Genomic DNA, 15,826 nt, shown 5'->3' with positions numbered 1-15,826 from the left:
GTTTTTTATCCGGTATTAAGCAGTTTAAATTACTAACAATTATCAATGAATCAATATTTTAAAAAATGTATATTCATACAAACTGTCGAAAAAAATTTTATAATAAATTCTGTTACATTTTAATTTATTTGCACTCGAATTTCAAAAATGATGATTAATTATAAGTCTCAAATCGACCTAAGTTGTTTTGTATTTAGAATGATGCATAATATTCATAAATGATGCATAAACCATAAAAGTGCGTTTTCTCGTTTAAAATGAAATATTAGAGAGGGCCCGGCTAGTTGGACTGACTTTTCTCATCTGAAATGAAACAGTTCCCCTTGTGATATAAGGGTTTTTTAACTGTGAATTCTCATTTAAAATGAAAAATCACAATCTGTATATTTATACAACTTATTTAAGTTCTGAGTAATTAATGTTCAGTTCCGATGAGACTTTTATTTTCATCGGGACTGTTTTTATTTTTATGAGTTTTCGTTATCAGCTCGGAACATCATTTAAACAAATGCGCTTATCAATTTTCTATAGATGATTACTATTGTATAAGCCACCAAATAAGAAACTAGACTCCAACCAATGTTCCATCCGTTTCCATAATCGACTATCCCTACTGAAAAAGCCCCGTACTCCATTATTGTGGTCAATAGGCTATAGAAGACTAAAAAAGTTAGTGTTGAATACTTTTTTGAATCGATACTATTTATCATAAAACAGCTCAATACAGGATAAATTCCAAAATCAAACGGAAGGGAAGCGATATCGTAAGGTTCGATTTTCCAAAAATCGAAGTGAAAACCGATTATATTCATTAACATCGCAATGCTAGATACAACGGGTACATAAGTGATAAAAGGCGAAGGTTTTCTTTTTAGATAATGGATGCTAATAATCCAAGGTAATATGAATGCAATCAAAATATAAAAGTAAATATTTATAATCATAAGTCCCCCTCGATCAAATTCTTGAACCGAAAAGATCCCCTTTTCATAGTTATTTCCTTATGTGCTGCACCCATTCGTGCTAGGGGGTGCATATTGCGAATTTATACCGGGGATAATCAAAGGGAAGAAATAAAAATGAAGCAGTAGCTAATGGGGAATTCCTCCTTTTTACACAGGCTCCCCTGAGGCTTCCATGATTATTCACCGCAAATTGCCTTTACTTTCTCCTTGGGTGACTATATAATTGCAATAATTGTATACGGAGTTACCGGAGGAGCCTGCCAAAAGCGGGCTCTTTTTGTGTTTTTTACCTGGAATAAATTTACTGATGTGGAGGGTTTGAAATGGAAATGGAAATGAACAATGAGAGCATCATGGTGTGTGTGCATTATGGGCCGCACGGGCAGCGGTTGATACAGCGGGGAGGACAATTGGCCAGATTGCTCAATGCCCCGCTGATGGTACTCACTGTAGATGCATCCGGGGACAATGAATATAACAGGGAGAAGCAGCAGTACTTGTCTGGCTGGGAGAATCAGACCAAGGAGGCTGGCGGACAATTTGTGATCCGCAAATGTAACGGCAAAAAAACGGTTGATGTGATTGTGGAGACTGCAAAGGATAACAAAATTACACAAATTGTACTCGGACAGTCAAGCCAAACGCTGTGGCAGGAGATTACACGGGGAAGCTTCATTAATGAGCTGCTGGAGCGGATGGGTCCGATTGATCTTCATATCGTTGCGGTCCAGCGGTATCCGGAGCTGCTCGAGCAGTCCCATGAGCAAGGGTTCTCTGCTTATCTGGTCAAAGAGGGCGACCGCCATATCCTTATGGATGAACCGGATGGGAATGATGCCATGAAGGGGGTTTTCTTTCGTGAGCTTGATACAGATTTCAATACCGGCCTGTTCAAAATCGTCAGCAACGGTGAAGCGCAATATTTGAGAATTGTACAGAACGAATGGGTGAAGCCCCGTTAAGAGGATTATACCAAAACTAGAAAGGGGGCTTAAGCCTTGCTGCATATGATTATCCTGCTTCCGTTTTTGCTTGCTGCGCTAATGCTGCTGCTGAAGCAAAATAAACGGTTTCACTTGGGCTGGATCGCTCTGCCCCTTCCCGCAGCTCTCTTTATTTATTTCCTGACGAGAATTCCAGCCATCCGGGCAGGAGAGCCTATTGTGAACAGTATCACCTGGATGCCGTCCTTTGGGGTAAATATTTCGCTCGTGCTGGATGGGCTCAGCTTGCTCTTTGTCCTGCTGATTACCGGAATGGGTGCCCTGGTTGTGCTTTATTCGATTTATTATCTGGATAAGCTCATGGAGGGGATCCGCCAGTTTTATATATACCTGCTCCTGTTTATGGGAGCCATGTTAGGAGTGGTGCTGTCAGATAATCTGATGGTGCTGTATGGGTTCTGGGAACTGACGAGCATATCTTCGTTCCTGCTTATTGCCTTCTGGCACCGCCGGGAAAGATCCTCCTATGGAGCAATGAAGTCCATGCTGATCACGGTGTTCGGCGGTCTGGCGATGCTTGCCGGATTCAATCTGCTATATGTAATGACCGGCACCTATAGTATCCGCGAGATTATTGCACAGGCAGGGACCTTAACAGAAAGTGGAATGTTTATCCCGTCCATACTGCTTATTCTCCTGGGAGCCTTTACGAAGTCCGCCCAATTTCCGTTCCATATCTGGCTGCCTGATGCCATGGAAGCGCCGACTCCGGTCAGTGCGTATCTTCACTCGGCGACCATGGTTAAGGCGGGGATCTATCTGGTAGCGCGGCTCACCCCGCTGTATGCCGGACAATCCGAGTGGTTCTGGCTGGTTTCTGTCACAGGACTGGTAACTCTGATCTATGGGTCGTTCAAAGCCATCCGGCAAACCGATCTCAAGGCCTTACTTGCATACTCCACGATCAGTCAACTCGGCTTGATCATGTCTTTGCTTGGACTCGGGTCGGCGGCAGCCTTCTTTACCGGTACGGGGGATGCGGTTTTCTATACGATGGCTACTACAGCTGCGCTCTTTCATCTCATTAACCATGCTGTATTTAAAGGCAGTCTGTTTATGGTTGTGGGCATCATTGACCATGAGACGGGTACCCGTGATCTGCGCAAGCTTGGAGGGCTTATGTCTCTCATGCCGGTCACCTTCTCTATCGCATTGATCGGGACATTCTCTATGGCTGGATTGCCGCCATTCAGCGGATTCCTTAGTAAAGAAATGTTCTTCACTTCTGTACTCAATATCCGGGAGTTTGACATCCTGAGTTCAGGATACTGGACACAGCTCTTTCCGGTGATTGCCTGGATTGCCAGTGTATTTACCTTTGTATACAGCATGATCTTTGTCTTCAAGACCTTCCGCGGCAAGCTGAGGGAGGACAAACTGGATAAAGTTCCGCATGAAGCTCCACTGGGTCTCTTACTGTCACCCGTGATTCTGATTTCACTTGCAGTAGTGTTCGCTTTCTTCCCTGATCTGGTCTCTGCCACGCTGATTGAACCGGCAATGTCTTCCATTCATACGGGGCTGCTCGCACCGGAAGAAGCCTTTGAGGTTTCTATTCATTTCTGGCATGGATGGACACCAGAAATCTTCATGACCCTCGGTGTTATAGCAGCAGGTACGCTGTTGTTTAGAATCTATACCCGGTTACGTGTTCTAGACCGTGAAGCCGGCGGAACCAATGCACTGAGCCGTATGTATGACTTCTCGTTAAGACTGCTCGAGAATGGTTCAAGACGCTTAACCGATGTTTATATGACTGGTTCGGGTCGCCATTACCTGCTCTATATTTTCAGCTTTTTCATCATTTCCTTACTCACAGTTCTGCTACGGCAGCAGGGCATTAGCTTTGGTATGGATCAGTATGCCTCATTGTCTTTTTATGAATTGGCTGTTGTAGCAGCCATGCTGCTGGCTGCCTTTGCAGTTCCATTTGCCAAGTCACGTGTCAACGCGATTCTTTTCACCGGTGGTGTGGGGTATATGGTGACGCTGCTCTTCGTTCTTTTCCGGGCACCGGATCTTGCACTCACACAGATGATTATAGAGACCGTATCGGTCATTCTGTTCCTTCTTTGTTTCCGGTATTTACCGAAGCTGAAGAAGCAGAAGGAGCCTCTGCGCTTTAAGCTGCCCAATCTGATTATTGCGGCTGGAGCTGGTATCACGATGACGTTGATTGCTCTGGCGGCTATGGGTACCAGTCCTTTTGAACCGATCTCCGAGTTTTTCTTGAAGGAAAGCTACAACCGGGCTGGCGGCAAGAATGTGGTCAACGTCATCCTGGTAGATTTCCGCGGGTTTGATACTTTGTTTGAAATCATGGTGCTTGGCATCGCCTCACTGGCCATTTATGGTCTGATTCATCTGAGAATGGAGACGGAATTGCCGCCGCTGGAGCCCTCCAAGACAGAACTATTGCCGCTGCGCAGCAATGATGTGATTCTACAGACGATCTCCAAGGGGATTGTCCTTGTCATTCTGATATTCTCCCTGTATCTGTTCTTTGCCGGGCATAATCATCCCGGGGGAGGTTTTATCGGGGCTTTGATGGCTTCTGCTGCGCTTATGCTCATTGCAATCGCATTTGGAATGGATCAGGTACGTAAGGTGCTCCCTGTGAATTACCGGCTGCTTACAGCTTCCGGGCTCATGCTGGCTATTCTGACAGCGTCAGGTTCATTCCTGTTTGACGCTCCTTTTCTAAGTCACACGTTCGGCCACTTCCATCTGCCAGTACTTGGCGATACGGAGCTGGCGACTGCCGTCCTGTTTGACCTTGGTGTATTCCTGGCTGTAGTCGGCGTGACGATGACCATCATTTTATCGATCGGAGGGGAGAAGAAATGGAACTCGTAATGGCGGTAGCGGTCGGAATTCTGTTCATGATCGGTGTTTACCTGATTCTCTCCAAAAGCCTGCTGCGCATTGTGCTGGGAACCTCCTTGCTGACGCATGGAGTCCATCTGCTGCTGCTCACGATGGCCGGGCTCAAAAGGGGGGCAGCCCCTGTACTAGGCAAGGCGGATACCTATGTTGATCCGCTGCCGCAGGCGCTGATTCTAACCTCCATTGTCATCAGCTTTGGGGTCACAGCTTTCTTTTTCGTACTCGCATACCGGTCTTATCAGACGCGGGGTACTGATGAAATGGACAGCATTAAGGAGGACAACGAATGAGTAATCTATTGGTGCTCCCGATTCTCATTCCGCTGGCTACGGCTGTCATCCTGATTTTTCTCAAAGAGAAGATCCGGCTTCAGCGCGTGATTAGTGCGCTCAGCGGTCTGCTTAACATTCTGATTGCGGTGCTGCTGGTTACACGTGTCCACTCCGAGGGCATACTGACCCTGCAGATGGGGGGCTGGGCTCCTCCGTATGGCATTGTATTTGTAGGTGATATGTTTGCTGTATTGCTGGTAACGATGGCTTCGATCGTCAGTTTTGCGATTCTGTGCTACTCCTTCAGCAGTATTGGAGAGCAGCGGGAGCGGTTCTATTACTATACGTTCTTTCAGTTTTTGCTGGTCGGGGTATACGGCTCGTTTCTTACGGGGGATATTTTCAACCTGTTTGTCTTTTTTGAGGTCATGCTGATTTCTTCTTATGCGCTCATCTCACTCGGTGGGACCAAGCTTCAGCTAAGAGAAACGTCGAAATACCTGCTTATTAATATCGTATCCTCGACACTGTTCGTAGCTGCGGTAGCTTATCTCTATGCAGCGGTAGGAACGCTCAACATGGCGCACCTGTCCCAGCGTATCGCTGAAGCGGGACAAGGCGGCGTGCTTAATGTGATTGCTGTTTTGTTCTTGATTGTATTCTCCCTGAAGGCAGGACTATTCCTGTTCTTCTGGCTTCCAGGGTCCTACAGTGCACCTCCGGCGGCTGTCAGAGCGTTGTTCGGTGCCCTGCTGACCAAAGTAGGACTCTATGCAATCATCCGCACCTTCACGTTGTTGTTCGTGAACGATCCCGGCTTCACTCATGACTGGATCGCCTGGATGGCTGCTGCTACCATGATCCTGGGCAGCCTGGGGGCAGTGGCTTATAGGGATATCCCGCGGATTCTGAATTATAACGTCATTATCAGCGTTGGATTTGTAGCCTTTGGGCTTGCTGCAGGGACTGCAGATTCAATGAATGGGGCAGTCTTCTATCTGCTGCACGATATGCTGGCCAAGGGACTTATGTTTATTCTGGGCGGGATGATTATATCCGCAGCCGGAACTGACCGGCTAGGCAGTATGGGCGGGATGATCAGAAAGTATCCGCTCCTCGGCTGGATGTTTTTTATTCTGGCGCTCGCCCTGGTGGGGATTCCGCCGCTTAGCGGTTTTGCCGGCAAAATTATGATCCTCCGTGGAGCGTTGTCCGAGGGGATGCTGACGCTGTCCCTCATTGGTCTGGGATCAAGCTTTCTGGTGCTGTTCTCCCTGATGAAGGTGTTCAGGCTGGCCTTCTGGGGAAATGAACCCAAGGAAGAGCAGCCTAAGGTGAGCTTGAAGGTTGCTTCGGCTGTGGCTGCCGGCCTGCTGCTGCTTGTGATTGCAATGGGGATCGGAGCGGAGTATGTGTATACTTATGTATCGCAGGCTGGCGAGGTTCTGGCTTCACCTGCGCTATATATTGAAGCCATAATGAAGGAGTAGTGAATATGGCCTTACAATTCCTGTTTAATCTGTTGATTGCCTTTCTGTGGATGGCGATAAATAACAATGGCTCTGGCTCAAGCTTCTTAGTAGGTTATCTGCTGGGCATCGGACTTTTACTGTTATTTAGGAAATCCAGGTCCCAGCCCCGGACCTTCTATCTCATACGTATATGGGCTGTACTGAAGCTTCTGCTGATCTTTGCCCGTGAACTTACGGTCTCGAATTTCGTGGTCATTGGCCATATCATCCGTCCAAAACTGGCTATACGTCCCGGTATCTTTGCTTATGAGACTGCCTTGGCCACACCCTGGGAGGTCACACTGCTCTCGTGCCTGATTTGTCTGACACCGGGAACCCTGACTCTTGATGTGTCCAAGGATGGCAAGACGCTGTACATTCATGCTATTGATATTAAAGATGCACAGCTGATGGTCACGCAGATTAGAGGCACTTTCGAACGAGCGATCAGGGAGGTGACCCGTTAATGATCCCAGTTATGCTAACCGTGGCCATGATCATTCTGGCTCTGGCGATGCTGGCCTGCCTGTTCCGTCTCCTGAAAGGGCCAACCCGCTCCGACAGGGTTGCCGCACTCGATACGATCGGCATTCATGTACTCGCTATGATAACCGTCTTCAGTATGCTGCTGGATACCCAGGATTTTATAGAAGTCATTCTGGTTATCGGGATTCTGACGTTTATTGGTACTACGGCACTGGCCAGATATATTGAACGGGGAGCCGTTATAGAGGATGGAGGGAACCCCAATGACAGGTGAACTGATTAGCTCTATTCTTGTGGTAATGGGTGCAGTCTTCTGCGGCTTAAGTGCCTTCGGCTTAGTCCGGCTGCCCGATGTCTATCTGCGTTCACATGCGGCTACCAAAAGTGCAACCTTCGGGGTATTGTGTTTGCTGACAGGAGGTTTCCTGTACTTTTGGTTCAAAGACGGAACGGTTAATGTCAAGCTTCTGCTGGCGATTGTATTTGTATTCATCACTTCACCGGTAGCAGGTCACTTAAATGGCCGGGCTGCCTACCGTTCCGGAGTGCCCTTATGGAAGGGAAGCGTTCAGGATGACCTGAAGGTGCTGGGGGAAGAAAGCAAGGAAACGTCTGTAAAATAATAGTTAATCGCTGAATTCCTTATAGGAAGCGGGGGAACCAGGTTACATGGGGTGAATCTCGGGAAAAACGAGTAGGGCTACTTTCAGGCCCGAATCCGGCAGCTAACCCCGCAAGCGTTCATGAGAGGATGCACTGTATATGCCGCATATTGAAGTGAATGGAACGTCGCTGTATTATGAGATGTCGGGCAGCGGTCTGCCTATTGTTTTTATTCATGATTATTCGACCTCTCATCATCTGTTTGAGCCGCAAGCGGATTATTTCAGCAAGCGTGCCAAAGTGATCGTATTCGATTTGAGAGGGAACGGGCAATCGGGTAAAATGGATGTGGAGATCAGCCGGATCGTAGACACACAATGTGAAGATTTGAAGCTGTTATTGGACGCTTTATCTGTAGAGAAGGCTGTTATCGTAGCTTGTTCCAGTGGTGCTGTGCTCGCCCAGAAATTCGCCTATCTGTACCCTGAACGGATAATAAATATGGTATTGGTGGACAGTTATTTTCAGGAGGATTACACGGCGAGAGGCAGTAAAATGAAAGGAATCTTTGAGGTCTGCGCATGGGCGGCCCATTATCTTCCTGCCGAAATGTTCGTCCGTTCCTTGCGCATCACCTACAATAAGTGGCTCTCGGCTTATCATATTCTCAGGAAAGAGCTTGTGCATGAACGGACAACGGAATTAATTAAGCAGCGGCTGGCACTTAGACAAACGGACAGCTACGGGTTCGCATTACGGCTGCAGATTCCTGTTCTTGTTGTATCCGGGAATCAGAATGAATGGGCGCTGGAGCAGGTGAAAAGAACAGCCAGCAAGTATCCGTCTGCCCGTCTGGCGATCCTTGAGGATGCGATGTATCCGACTCATCTGTGTCAGCCCCAGCTCTTCAACCGTATATTACTGGATTATCTTAGGGAACAGCATAGTTTTCAGCGGGCGGCAGCTGGCAACTAACTTGAATTATAATGGGAGCCAATGATATGTTCTTTAACAAAATCTCATCCTTCATCACAAATCTCAGACTGACCTCATCCAGAATCATTTTACTCGGTTTTGCAGTCCCTATATTTCTTGGTACAGTGCTGCTGGCCTTGCCGATATCTTCGTCCAGCGGACTTAGTATAGGGTGGCTGGCAGCACTGTTTACTTCGACTTCAGCCGTATGTGTAACGGGCCTCGTTGTACTTGATACCGGTACCGATTTTTCTCATTTTGGACAGGTCATTATCCTACTTCTGATTCAAATTGGCGGTTTGGGATTTATGACATTCAGTGTTTTGATCGCCGTGATCTTGGGGAAAAAGATTGGATTAAAAGAACGTCTGCTTATCCAGCAATCATCTAATTCTGTAACAACACAAGGAGTCGTGCGGTTATCACTCAGTATCTTTCTCATTTCATTTATCGTGGAGACAACTGGAGCTATAGTGTTGGCCCTTCGATGGGCAAATGAACTAGGAACAACAAGGTCCATTTATTATGGAATATTCCATTCAGTGTCTGCCTTCAATAACGCCGGATTTGGATTATGGCCAGACAGTCTGAGCCGCTATGTGGGTGACCCGTTAGTTAATATTGTTATCTCTTTTTTGTTTATCATCGGCGGGATTGGGTTCACGGTGATTCTGGATCTGTACCGGAAAAGAAGATGGAGAGATCTTTCCTTTCATACAAAAATAGTTTTAATTACTTCTGGACTCCTTTGTATGGCAGGGTTTTTGGTGATTTTTGCGATTGAACTTTTTAACACAAAAACATTCAGTACTCTCTCTTGGAGTGAAAGAACTTGGGCGGCATATTTTCAGGGTGTTGTTACCCGGACAGCCGGCTTTAATTCCATCGATATTGGAGCAATGCTCCCGGCCTCACAATTTTTTATGATTTTCCTGATGTTTGTTGGGGCTTCGTCCGGATCGACTGGAGGAGGTATAAAAACGACCACATTTGCTGTACTTATGTTAAGTATCGTCTCAACGATTAAGGGGAAAACAGATGTGCAACTGCTTAAAAAACGCATCTCCCAGGATATCATATTCAGGGCACTGGCAGTAATGACCATATCCCTGGGTGTAGTTCTTACAGCCACCTTTCTTCTATCCATTACAGAATATGCTCATCCTAAAGATTTCCTGGCGCTTCTCTTTGAAGCAACCTCTGCATTTGGAACTGTAGGAATGTCTATGGGAATAACATCAGAACTTTCGCCACTGGGAAAATGCATCATCATAATTACAATGTACATCGGGAGACTAGGGCCTTTGACTTTAGCTTTAGCACTGGCACAAAAAAATGTGAAGCAAAAATATCGGTATCCGGAGGATAAGCTGCTTATCGGGTAAAGTTTACTGAGCTGCGCTAATTCTAATGATTTTCAACGTTATTGTGCTATCTTCTTTTGTTTATTGGGTTGAAGATGTTTTTATCTCATAACCTAGTTATAAATAATTTGATTGCATTTTGCAAGTATTGTATAAAATGCAGGGTCCGATTGGAAGGAAGCAGGAATTAATATTTGCTTTTGAGACATGGTATCTAATATATAAGTACATAATTATGTACCACGTATTTAAGAATTCTAAGAGGACAGTGCATATGTTCAACATCGAAATGGCAGAGAAATTAAAGGTACTGGGTGACAAAACCAGACTTACAATTATGGGATTGTTAAAGGATAAAGAATGGTGCGGGTTCGTGATCAAGTGGGCGAGCGCATCAAGCAATTCGCTATACAGGTGAATAAGACAGAGATACAGCCGGGGCTTCCCGGCTGTATCTCTAAGGAGGACGCGGAGTTCAATTTCCAGGGTTCGTTCGAAAAGCCGCGTGTAATAGACACAACAAGCCCTCCATACAATTTCTCAATAAATCCTGCTCATATACTCTGAGGGGGAGCAGCCCTTCACTTTGCGGAATACCCGGCTAAAGTAAAAGGGGGAGTTGAAGCCGAGCCGCTCGCTGATCTCGGAGACATTCAGATTTGTGTTGCGCATCATTCCTGCTGCTTTGTCCATGAAGAATTGGGCATTGTACATTTGGATGGTGCTCCCTGTTTTATGTTTGAAGACTTCACACAAGTAACTGTAATTCATCTCCAGAGAAGCGGAAAGCTCCTGTGAATTGAGGGTGTAGCTGTCCTTTTGTTCAAGAAATCCGATAATTCTGCTTACCGTCCGGTCCGACTTGCTCAGCGGGGACTGGTGAAGAGACTGCCTGAAGAGAGTGATGAACAGCTCCATCGTTTGCAGGCATAGCGTGATGGTGCGGAGCGGATCTGTTGTATTGTACAGTTGAACGGCGGCTTTCAGCTGCTTCTCCAGCTTCTCGGGGTGTGAGATCCTTCCGTGCTTGGGAAGTGTAATGCACTTACGGAATTCTTCTAATAATGGTTTTCCTTTTAATGGATTACCGTTCTGCTCCGCTTCTCCCTCGGAATTACAGAAGAAATGAATCCAGTACCATGAAGTGCCCGCAGGTGTGCGGGGTTCTCCCCAGTGATGCAGACCGCTTTTCAGGAACAGAAATTCTCCCTTGCGGATGAGATACTCCGTTTCTTCCTCCCAGACCTCCATTTGCCCATCGGCCAAATAGAGGAAAACTTCCCACTCCAGCCTCCTGTCAGGATGCGTATATAAGCTTTCAGTCCTATGGGAACCCAAATCTTGTACGTTCAATACTTTATCGAAGTGTAATATCACGTTGTTGTGCATGCCTTATCCTCCTTACATAAACAGATACAAAATCTGAAAATAGTATAGGTTAACCAAAGGTGATGAATTCAATTATAGATGTCCGGCATTATAAAATATAGATGCAGGAGTTCTACGCTGCACTATTATTTTATAGAAACTGAGGTGTCCGAGCTTGTATGCTAACTTTGGTCTGGATGAAGTAAGGCTGACTGACGGGGATTTTGCGTGCCGCAGAGCGCTTGTTAAAAAGTATATTACTGAGTTTGATACGAACCGGCTTATGCACACATTTAGAATCAATGCGGGAATGGGGTCTTCTGCAGAGCCCCTGGGCGGATGGGAAGCCGTGGAGGTTGGCCTCCGGGGACATTTAGCCGGACATTTTCTGTCGGCTTGTGCCAAATTCGGATTTGGGGACCGGGATGAGGTTTTGAAGGCAAAAGCACTTGAGATTATTGATATTATGGAGTTATGTGCGAAGCCAAACGGGTATTTGAGTGCCTTCGAAGAAGATACACTCGATATTCTGGAGTTCGAAGAGAACAGGAATGTATGGGCGCCCTATTATACTCTGCACAAAATCATACAGGGACTGGTGGACTGTCACATCTGTCTCGGCAGCTCCAAAGCCATGACCCTGGCCCTGAACCTGGCGCATTATATACGCAGACGATTCGAGAAGTTATCCTTCTGGAAAATTGACGGGATACTCCGTTGTACGAAGCTGAATCCGGTGAACGAATTCGGGGGGATTGGCGACGCCTTGTACACCCTGCATGAGATCACAGGAGATCCCCAGCTCCTTGAGCTGGCCAAGCTGTTCGACCGGGATTATTTCCTGGAGCCCCTGGCAGCCGGTGAGGATGTACTTGATAACCTGCATGCCAACACTCACTTACCCATGGTTCTTGCTGCGATGCACCGTTATAACCTTATGGGGGAGGAGAAGTACAAGTCGGCTTCTTTGAATTTCTATGATTTTTTGAAGGGAAGAACATTTGCGAATGGCAATAACAGCTCGAAAGCTACGGCTTTTATCAAAGATAAAGTATCGGAGAAGTCAGAACACTGGGGGGAATATAACAAGCTGGAAGATGCGTTGACCGGCGGCGAAAGCGAGAGCTGCTGTGCACACAATACCGAAAGGATCCTGGAACAGTTGTTGAAGTGGTCTGCTTCCATAGAATATCTGGATCATCTGGAATCGCTGAAATATAACGCGATCCTAAACAGCTCGAGCAGCCAAACCGGGTTATCCCAGTATCATCAGCCAATGGGGAGCTCCGCCGTCAAAAATTTCAGCACGCCGTACGATTCCTTCTGGTGCTGTACGGCATCTGGAATTGAAGCTATGAGTGAGCTCCAAAGAAATATTTGGTTTAAAAACGGGGATGCCTTGCTGCTGAATGCTTTTATCTCTTCAAGTGTAATCTGGAAGGAAAAGAATGCTGCAATTACTCAGCAAACTGCTTTCCCTGATGGGTCAACCTCGACAATTACCATTCAAGTTGCCGAACCTGTTGAATTTCGGATGATATTCAAGGAGCATGCAGTCAAAGCTGTTAAAATCAACTCGGTTCTCTGCTCCCCTAAGAAGGAGAATAACTACTTCATTATTGAGCGTGTATTCTATGATCAGGATACGATTGAAATTGACATCAATGCCTCCCTGCATTTAGTTCCGCTAAAAGGCTCTGAGAATCGTGCGGCAGTGATGTATGGCAGCATCTTGCTCGCTCAGATGGGTCAAGCTGCGCATTTGCAGGACCTTTCAGCGGTTACTATGAATAGTAAATTCACCAGACTTCCAAGTGAGCTGCTGGAATTTGAGGTGGTTGACCTACTTGGCCATCCGGTAAAATTCATCCCGTTATATCGTATCGAGGAAGAGGTGTATACAGTTTATCTGGACTTGAAAGGGGAACTGAATCCTGACAGCCTGTTTTCAGCGGCCAAGGATGGAAGCACGGCGTATACAGAAGGATGCCGCGTTAAATATAACGGCTAAGGCGCGGCTGCAAGAGCTGTGTTGGAAGCTTCCCAATCATCACTTCTTATCAGAAGCCTTAAAGGCCATTAAAGCATGATCATCCAAAGCGCAAATGAGCTGAGCCAGCTCATGGCTTGATACTGTGAATTTTGTCCGTATCCATTCCTTAATGATGGCTAAGCTTCCATTCACTAAATAAGCGTAAGTAAAAGGCTTCATATCTTCAGGAATCTTAAGCTGAAGGTGATTGTCAATGCTCATAAGTATTTCATTAAGCAAACGCTTTGGGAAGAACACATCATCATTTGTTTTGAACAGCATAACGGTGAAGAGTTCTTCATTTCTTTTGATGTAATCTAGAAAAGCTAAAATATATGTGACTGCACTTTCACTGGCTTCTATTTTGATCAGGTACTCATTAGTGTTGTCAATAATCTCTTGCTCTAGATTATCAAGCAACTCGTATGCATTAGCATAATGCAAATAGAAGGTGGACCGATTGATGCCCGCAGAAGTGCATAATTCCTTCACACTGATCTGACTTATCTCTTTGTCTTGTAGCAGGCGAATCAGACTTTGCTTCAAGAGCAACTTGGTTAATCGTTCCCGTTGATTCATTGCGGTATCGCCTCCATGAAAAATTTATTTATGACAATAGACACAATCCACGCAAGTGTCCAGATTACAGCAAATTGACGATAGACTGATGGTTGTTAAATAGACACTGTGTCTGTATTCTGAAGGTAGACGAATGAATTGTCAATACAATGATGATGAAGGTGAATGAGGATGGAGAAAAAACGGGTCATGATCACAGGTGCAGCGGGTAACATGGGGAATGAAACGCTGAAGCTGCTGATAAACGATTTGGGAAAATGCGAGTTAATACTCTTCGATTTAGATCATCCTAACAGCCGTCAGAACCTGAAAGCATATGAGGGAATACAAGGTGTTAAGGTTGTCTACGGTGATTTACTCGATAGGGACCTGGTCTACGAATGTGTAAAGGAAGCAGATATTGTACTCCACATTGCTGCTTTTGTATCTCCAGCGGCTGACGAATTCCCCGAACGGGCTATGCGGATAAATTATGGTTCAACGAGAAACATCATCGATGCCATTAAGCAAAGCGGCCGTGCCGGGATCACCCGCTTGGTAAGTATAGGTACAGTTGCACAAACAGGTGACCGTATGCCGCCAATTCATTGGGGGCGTGTGGGAGACCCGCTTAAGCCAAGTGTCTATGATTACTATGCGGTATCGAAGATTGCTGCCGAGCGTATGGTCATTGAATCAGGACTAAGCTATTGGGTGAGTCTCCGGCAGACAGGGATTATGGGTCCGAAGATGAGCAAGATTCAAGATCCGATTATGTTCCATAATTGTCTGGACAATGTACTGGAATACGTGTCTGACCGGGATTCAGGACGCTTAATGCGGAATCTGTGCATTCAGGATATTGACGGAGAATTGGCTCAAGGCTTCTGGCAGCATATTTACAACATTGGCGGGGGTGAAAGTTGCCGGGTCAGTACACTGGACATGTACCGGGTGCTCTATGGCAAGCTTGGTATAACGAATCTCGATCATGTGATCGACCCTAAATGGTATGCAACGAGGAACTTTCACGGACAATACTATCTGGACTCCGATAAGCTGGAGAATTATTTGCACTTCCGCCGTGACTCCATGGAGTATTTCTATCAATGCTACCTCGATAATCTTGGCGCACTTGTACCCGTTGCGAAGGTCATCACAAAGCTGCCCGGAGGGCAAAAATTCATGGGGGCAATGATTAAGCGGACGATGAAAAAGCAGGCTTTGAAGAAGCGCGGAACTCTGCGTTTTATTGAAGACAATGCCATTGAGGAAATTGACGCTTTTTGGGGCAGCAAACAGAACTGGGAGGCTATCCCTGCCAAGCTGTCTGAAATGAAGGGCTTCTCCCAGTGGGACCAAGCCATCAAGCTTGACCATGGTTACGATGAGGATCAGCCGGCTTCGCAATTAAATATTGAAGATATGAGGGGGGCAGCGGAATTCCGCGGTGGTGAATGTCTCTCTACGGACATGACAACGGGAGATTGGACGGGGCAGCTTGATTTCAAATGTGCGTTTGGACATACCTTCAGCGCCAGTCCCAAGCTGGTCCTAGAGGGCGGACATTTCTGCCCGCAGTGCGAACAGGAGAGCTGGAATTACAAAGAGCGTGCGAAGCGGGAACCGTTCTTTGCCCAAGTGTGGAACCCGATTCAAGGTAAGGAGGATGGACGCGAGTATAAAAAAATTGTATCAGAATTAGATGTCGCAGTTAATCTATGACCGGGTAAGCATTACTCTCAATCCTTTTTTTATATTATAATTATGGGCTCGTTCTCGGCGGTGTGGAGCACAAGCAT

15 protein-coding genes and 1 riboswitch are annotated in these 15,826 nt (G+C 46.2%); of the genes, 12 read left to right on the top strand and 3 right to left on the bottom strand.

All coding sequences use genetic code 11. The annotated features are described in order from the left end of the window. Nucleotides 1-500: 500 nt before the first annotated feature. Entirely contained in the window at nucleotides 501-944 is a 444-nt protein-coding gene (locus MKY64_RS33425; RefSeq protein ID WP_051477991.1) for a CBO0543 family protein, read from the bottom strand. A 344-nt stretch (nucleotides 945-1,288) separates the two neighbouring features. Between MKY64_RS33425 and MKY64_RS15495 the strand changes: the two genes are divergently transcribed. The 10 genes from MKY64_RS15495 (at nucleotide 1,289) to MKY64_RS15450 (ending at nucleotide 10,484) form a co-directional block, all read left to right on the top strand. Continuing rightward, nucleotides 1,289-1,927 carry a universal stress protein gene (locus tag MKY64_RS15495; RefSeq protein ID WP_340954069.1) on the top strand — a complete coding sequence of 213 codons (639 nt, stop codon included), beginning with the start codon at nucleotides 1,289-1,291 and terminating at the stop codon, nucleotides 1,925-1,927. 45 nt (nucleotides 1,928-1,972) lie between these two features. After that, nucleotides 1,973-4,825: a Na+/H+ antiporter subunit A gene (locus MKY64_RS15490; RefSeq protein WP_340958088.1), complete on the top strand. Its 2,853-nt coding sequence runs from the start codon at nucleotides 1,973-1,975 to the stop codon at nucleotides 4,823-4,825. Beyond that, a complete protein-coding gene (locus tag MKY64_RS15485) occupies nucleotides 4,813-5,145 on the top strand; it encodes a Na(+)/H(+) antiporter subunit C (protein ID WP_036725033.1) in 333 nt (110 codons plus the stop codon). The genes MKY64_RS15490 and MKY64_RS15485 overlap by 13 nt, the downstream gene beginning before the upstream one ends. Beyond that, entirely contained in the window at nucleotides 5,142-6,617 is a 1,476-nt protein-coding gene (locus MKY64_RS15480) for a Na+/H+ antiporter subunit D (RefSeq protein ID WP_340754634.1), read from the top strand. The genes MKY64_RS15485 and MKY64_RS15480 overlap by 4 nt, the downstream gene beginning before the upstream one ends. A gap of 5 nt (nucleotides 6,618-6,622) precedes the next feature. Continuing rightward, nucleotides 6,623-7,105, top strand: coding sequence for a Na+/H+ antiporter subunit E (locus MKY64_RS15475; protein ID WP_340954067.1), 483 nt, complete (start codon nucleotides 6,623-6,625; stop codon nucleotides 7,103-7,105). Then, a complete protein-coding gene (locus tag MKY64_RS15470; protein WP_036725027.1) occupies nucleotides 7,105-7,398 on the top strand; it encodes a Na(+)/H(+) antiporter subunit F1 in 294 nt (97 codons plus the stop codon). Before MKY64_RS15475 ends, MKY64_RS15470 begins: the two co-directional genes overlap by 1 nt. Continuing rightward, a complete protein-coding gene (mnhG, locus tag MKY64_RS15465) occupies nucleotides 7,388-7,747 on the top strand; it encodes a monovalent cation/H(+) antiporter subunit G (RefSeq protein ID WP_081751132.1) in 360 nt (119 codons plus the stop codon). Before MKY64_RS15470 ends, mnhG begins: the two co-directional genes overlap by 11 nt. Continuing rightward, a riboswitch (cyclic di-AMP (ydaO/yuaA leader) is annotated at nucleotides 7,746-7,879 on the top strand. (Overlaps the previous gene by 2 nt.) Before the next feature lie 7 nt (nucleotides 7,880-7,886). Continuing rightward, nucleotides 7,887-8,702 carry an alpha/beta fold hydrolase gene (locus MKY64_RS15460; protein ID WP_340954065.1) on the top strand — a complete coding sequence of 272 codons (816 nt, stop codon included), beginning with the start codon at nucleotides 7,887-7,889 and terminating at the stop codon, nucleotides 8,700-8,702. Between the two features lie 26 nt (nucleotides 8,703-8,728). Next, a complete protein-coding gene (locus tag MKY64_RS15455; protein ID WP_340954063.1) occupies nucleotides 8,729-10,087 on the top strand; it encodes a TrkH family potassium uptake protein in 1,359 nt (452 codons plus the stop codon). Nucleotides 10,088-10,340: 253 nt separating this feature from the next. Continuing rightward, a complete protein-coding gene (locus MKY64_RS15450) occupies nucleotides 10,341-10,484 on the top strand; it encodes a hypothetical protein (protein ID WP_340954061.1) in 144 nt (47 codons plus the stop codon). Nucleotides 10,485-10,606: 122 nt separating this feature from the next. Here the strand turns inward: MKY64_RS15450 and MKY64_RS15445 are convergent, their stop codons facing one another. Beyond that, nucleotides 10,607-11,455, bottom strand: coding sequence for an AraC family transcriptional regulator (locus MKY64_RS15445; protein ID WP_081751131.1), 849 nt, complete (start codon nucleotides 11,453-11,455; stop codon nucleotides 10,607-10,609). A 154-nt stretch (nucleotides 11,456-11,609) separates the two neighbouring features. Between MKY64_RS15445 and MKY64_RS15440 the strand changes: the two genes are divergently transcribed. Then, nucleotides 11,610-13,445 (top strand): beta-L-arabinofuranosidase domain-containing protein, encoded by a 1,836-nt coding sequence (locus tag MKY64_RS15440; protein WP_340954056.1) that lies wholly within the window; start codon nucleotides 11,610-11,612, stop codon nucleotides 13,443-13,445. Between the two features lie 39 nt (nucleotides 13,446-13,484). Here the strand turns inward: MKY64_RS15440 and MKY64_RS15435 are convergent, their stop codons facing one another. Continuing rightward, nucleotides 13,485-14,045 carry a TetR/AcrR family transcriptional regulator gene (locus MKY64_RS15435; protein ID WP_340954054.1) on the bottom strand — a complete coding sequence of 187 codons (561 nt, stop codon included), beginning with the start codon at nucleotides 14,043-14,045 and terminating at the stop codon, nucleotides 13,485-13,487. 171 nt (nucleotides 14,046-14,216) lie between these two features. Here MKY64_RS15435 and MKY64_RS15430 point away from each other — a divergent pair, with 171 nt between their 5' ends. Then, nucleotides 14,217-15,749 (top strand): NAD-dependent epimerase/dehydratase family protein, encoded by a 1,533-nt coding sequence (locus tag MKY64_RS15430; protein ID WP_340954052.1) that lies wholly within the window; start codon nucleotides 14,217-14,219, stop codon nucleotides 15,747-15,749. Nucleotides 15,750-15,826: the final 77 nt, after the last annotated feature.

Origin of the sequence: Paenibacillus sp. FSL R7-0210 (genome assembly GCF_038009085.1) — a bacterium.
GTDB lineage: Bacteria > Bacillota > Bacilli > Paenibacillales > Paenibacillaceae > Paenibacillus_AQ > Paenibacillus_AQ silagei.
Note: the sequence above shows the minus strand (reverse complement) of the source record. Positions and strands in the feature narration are given on the sequence as shown.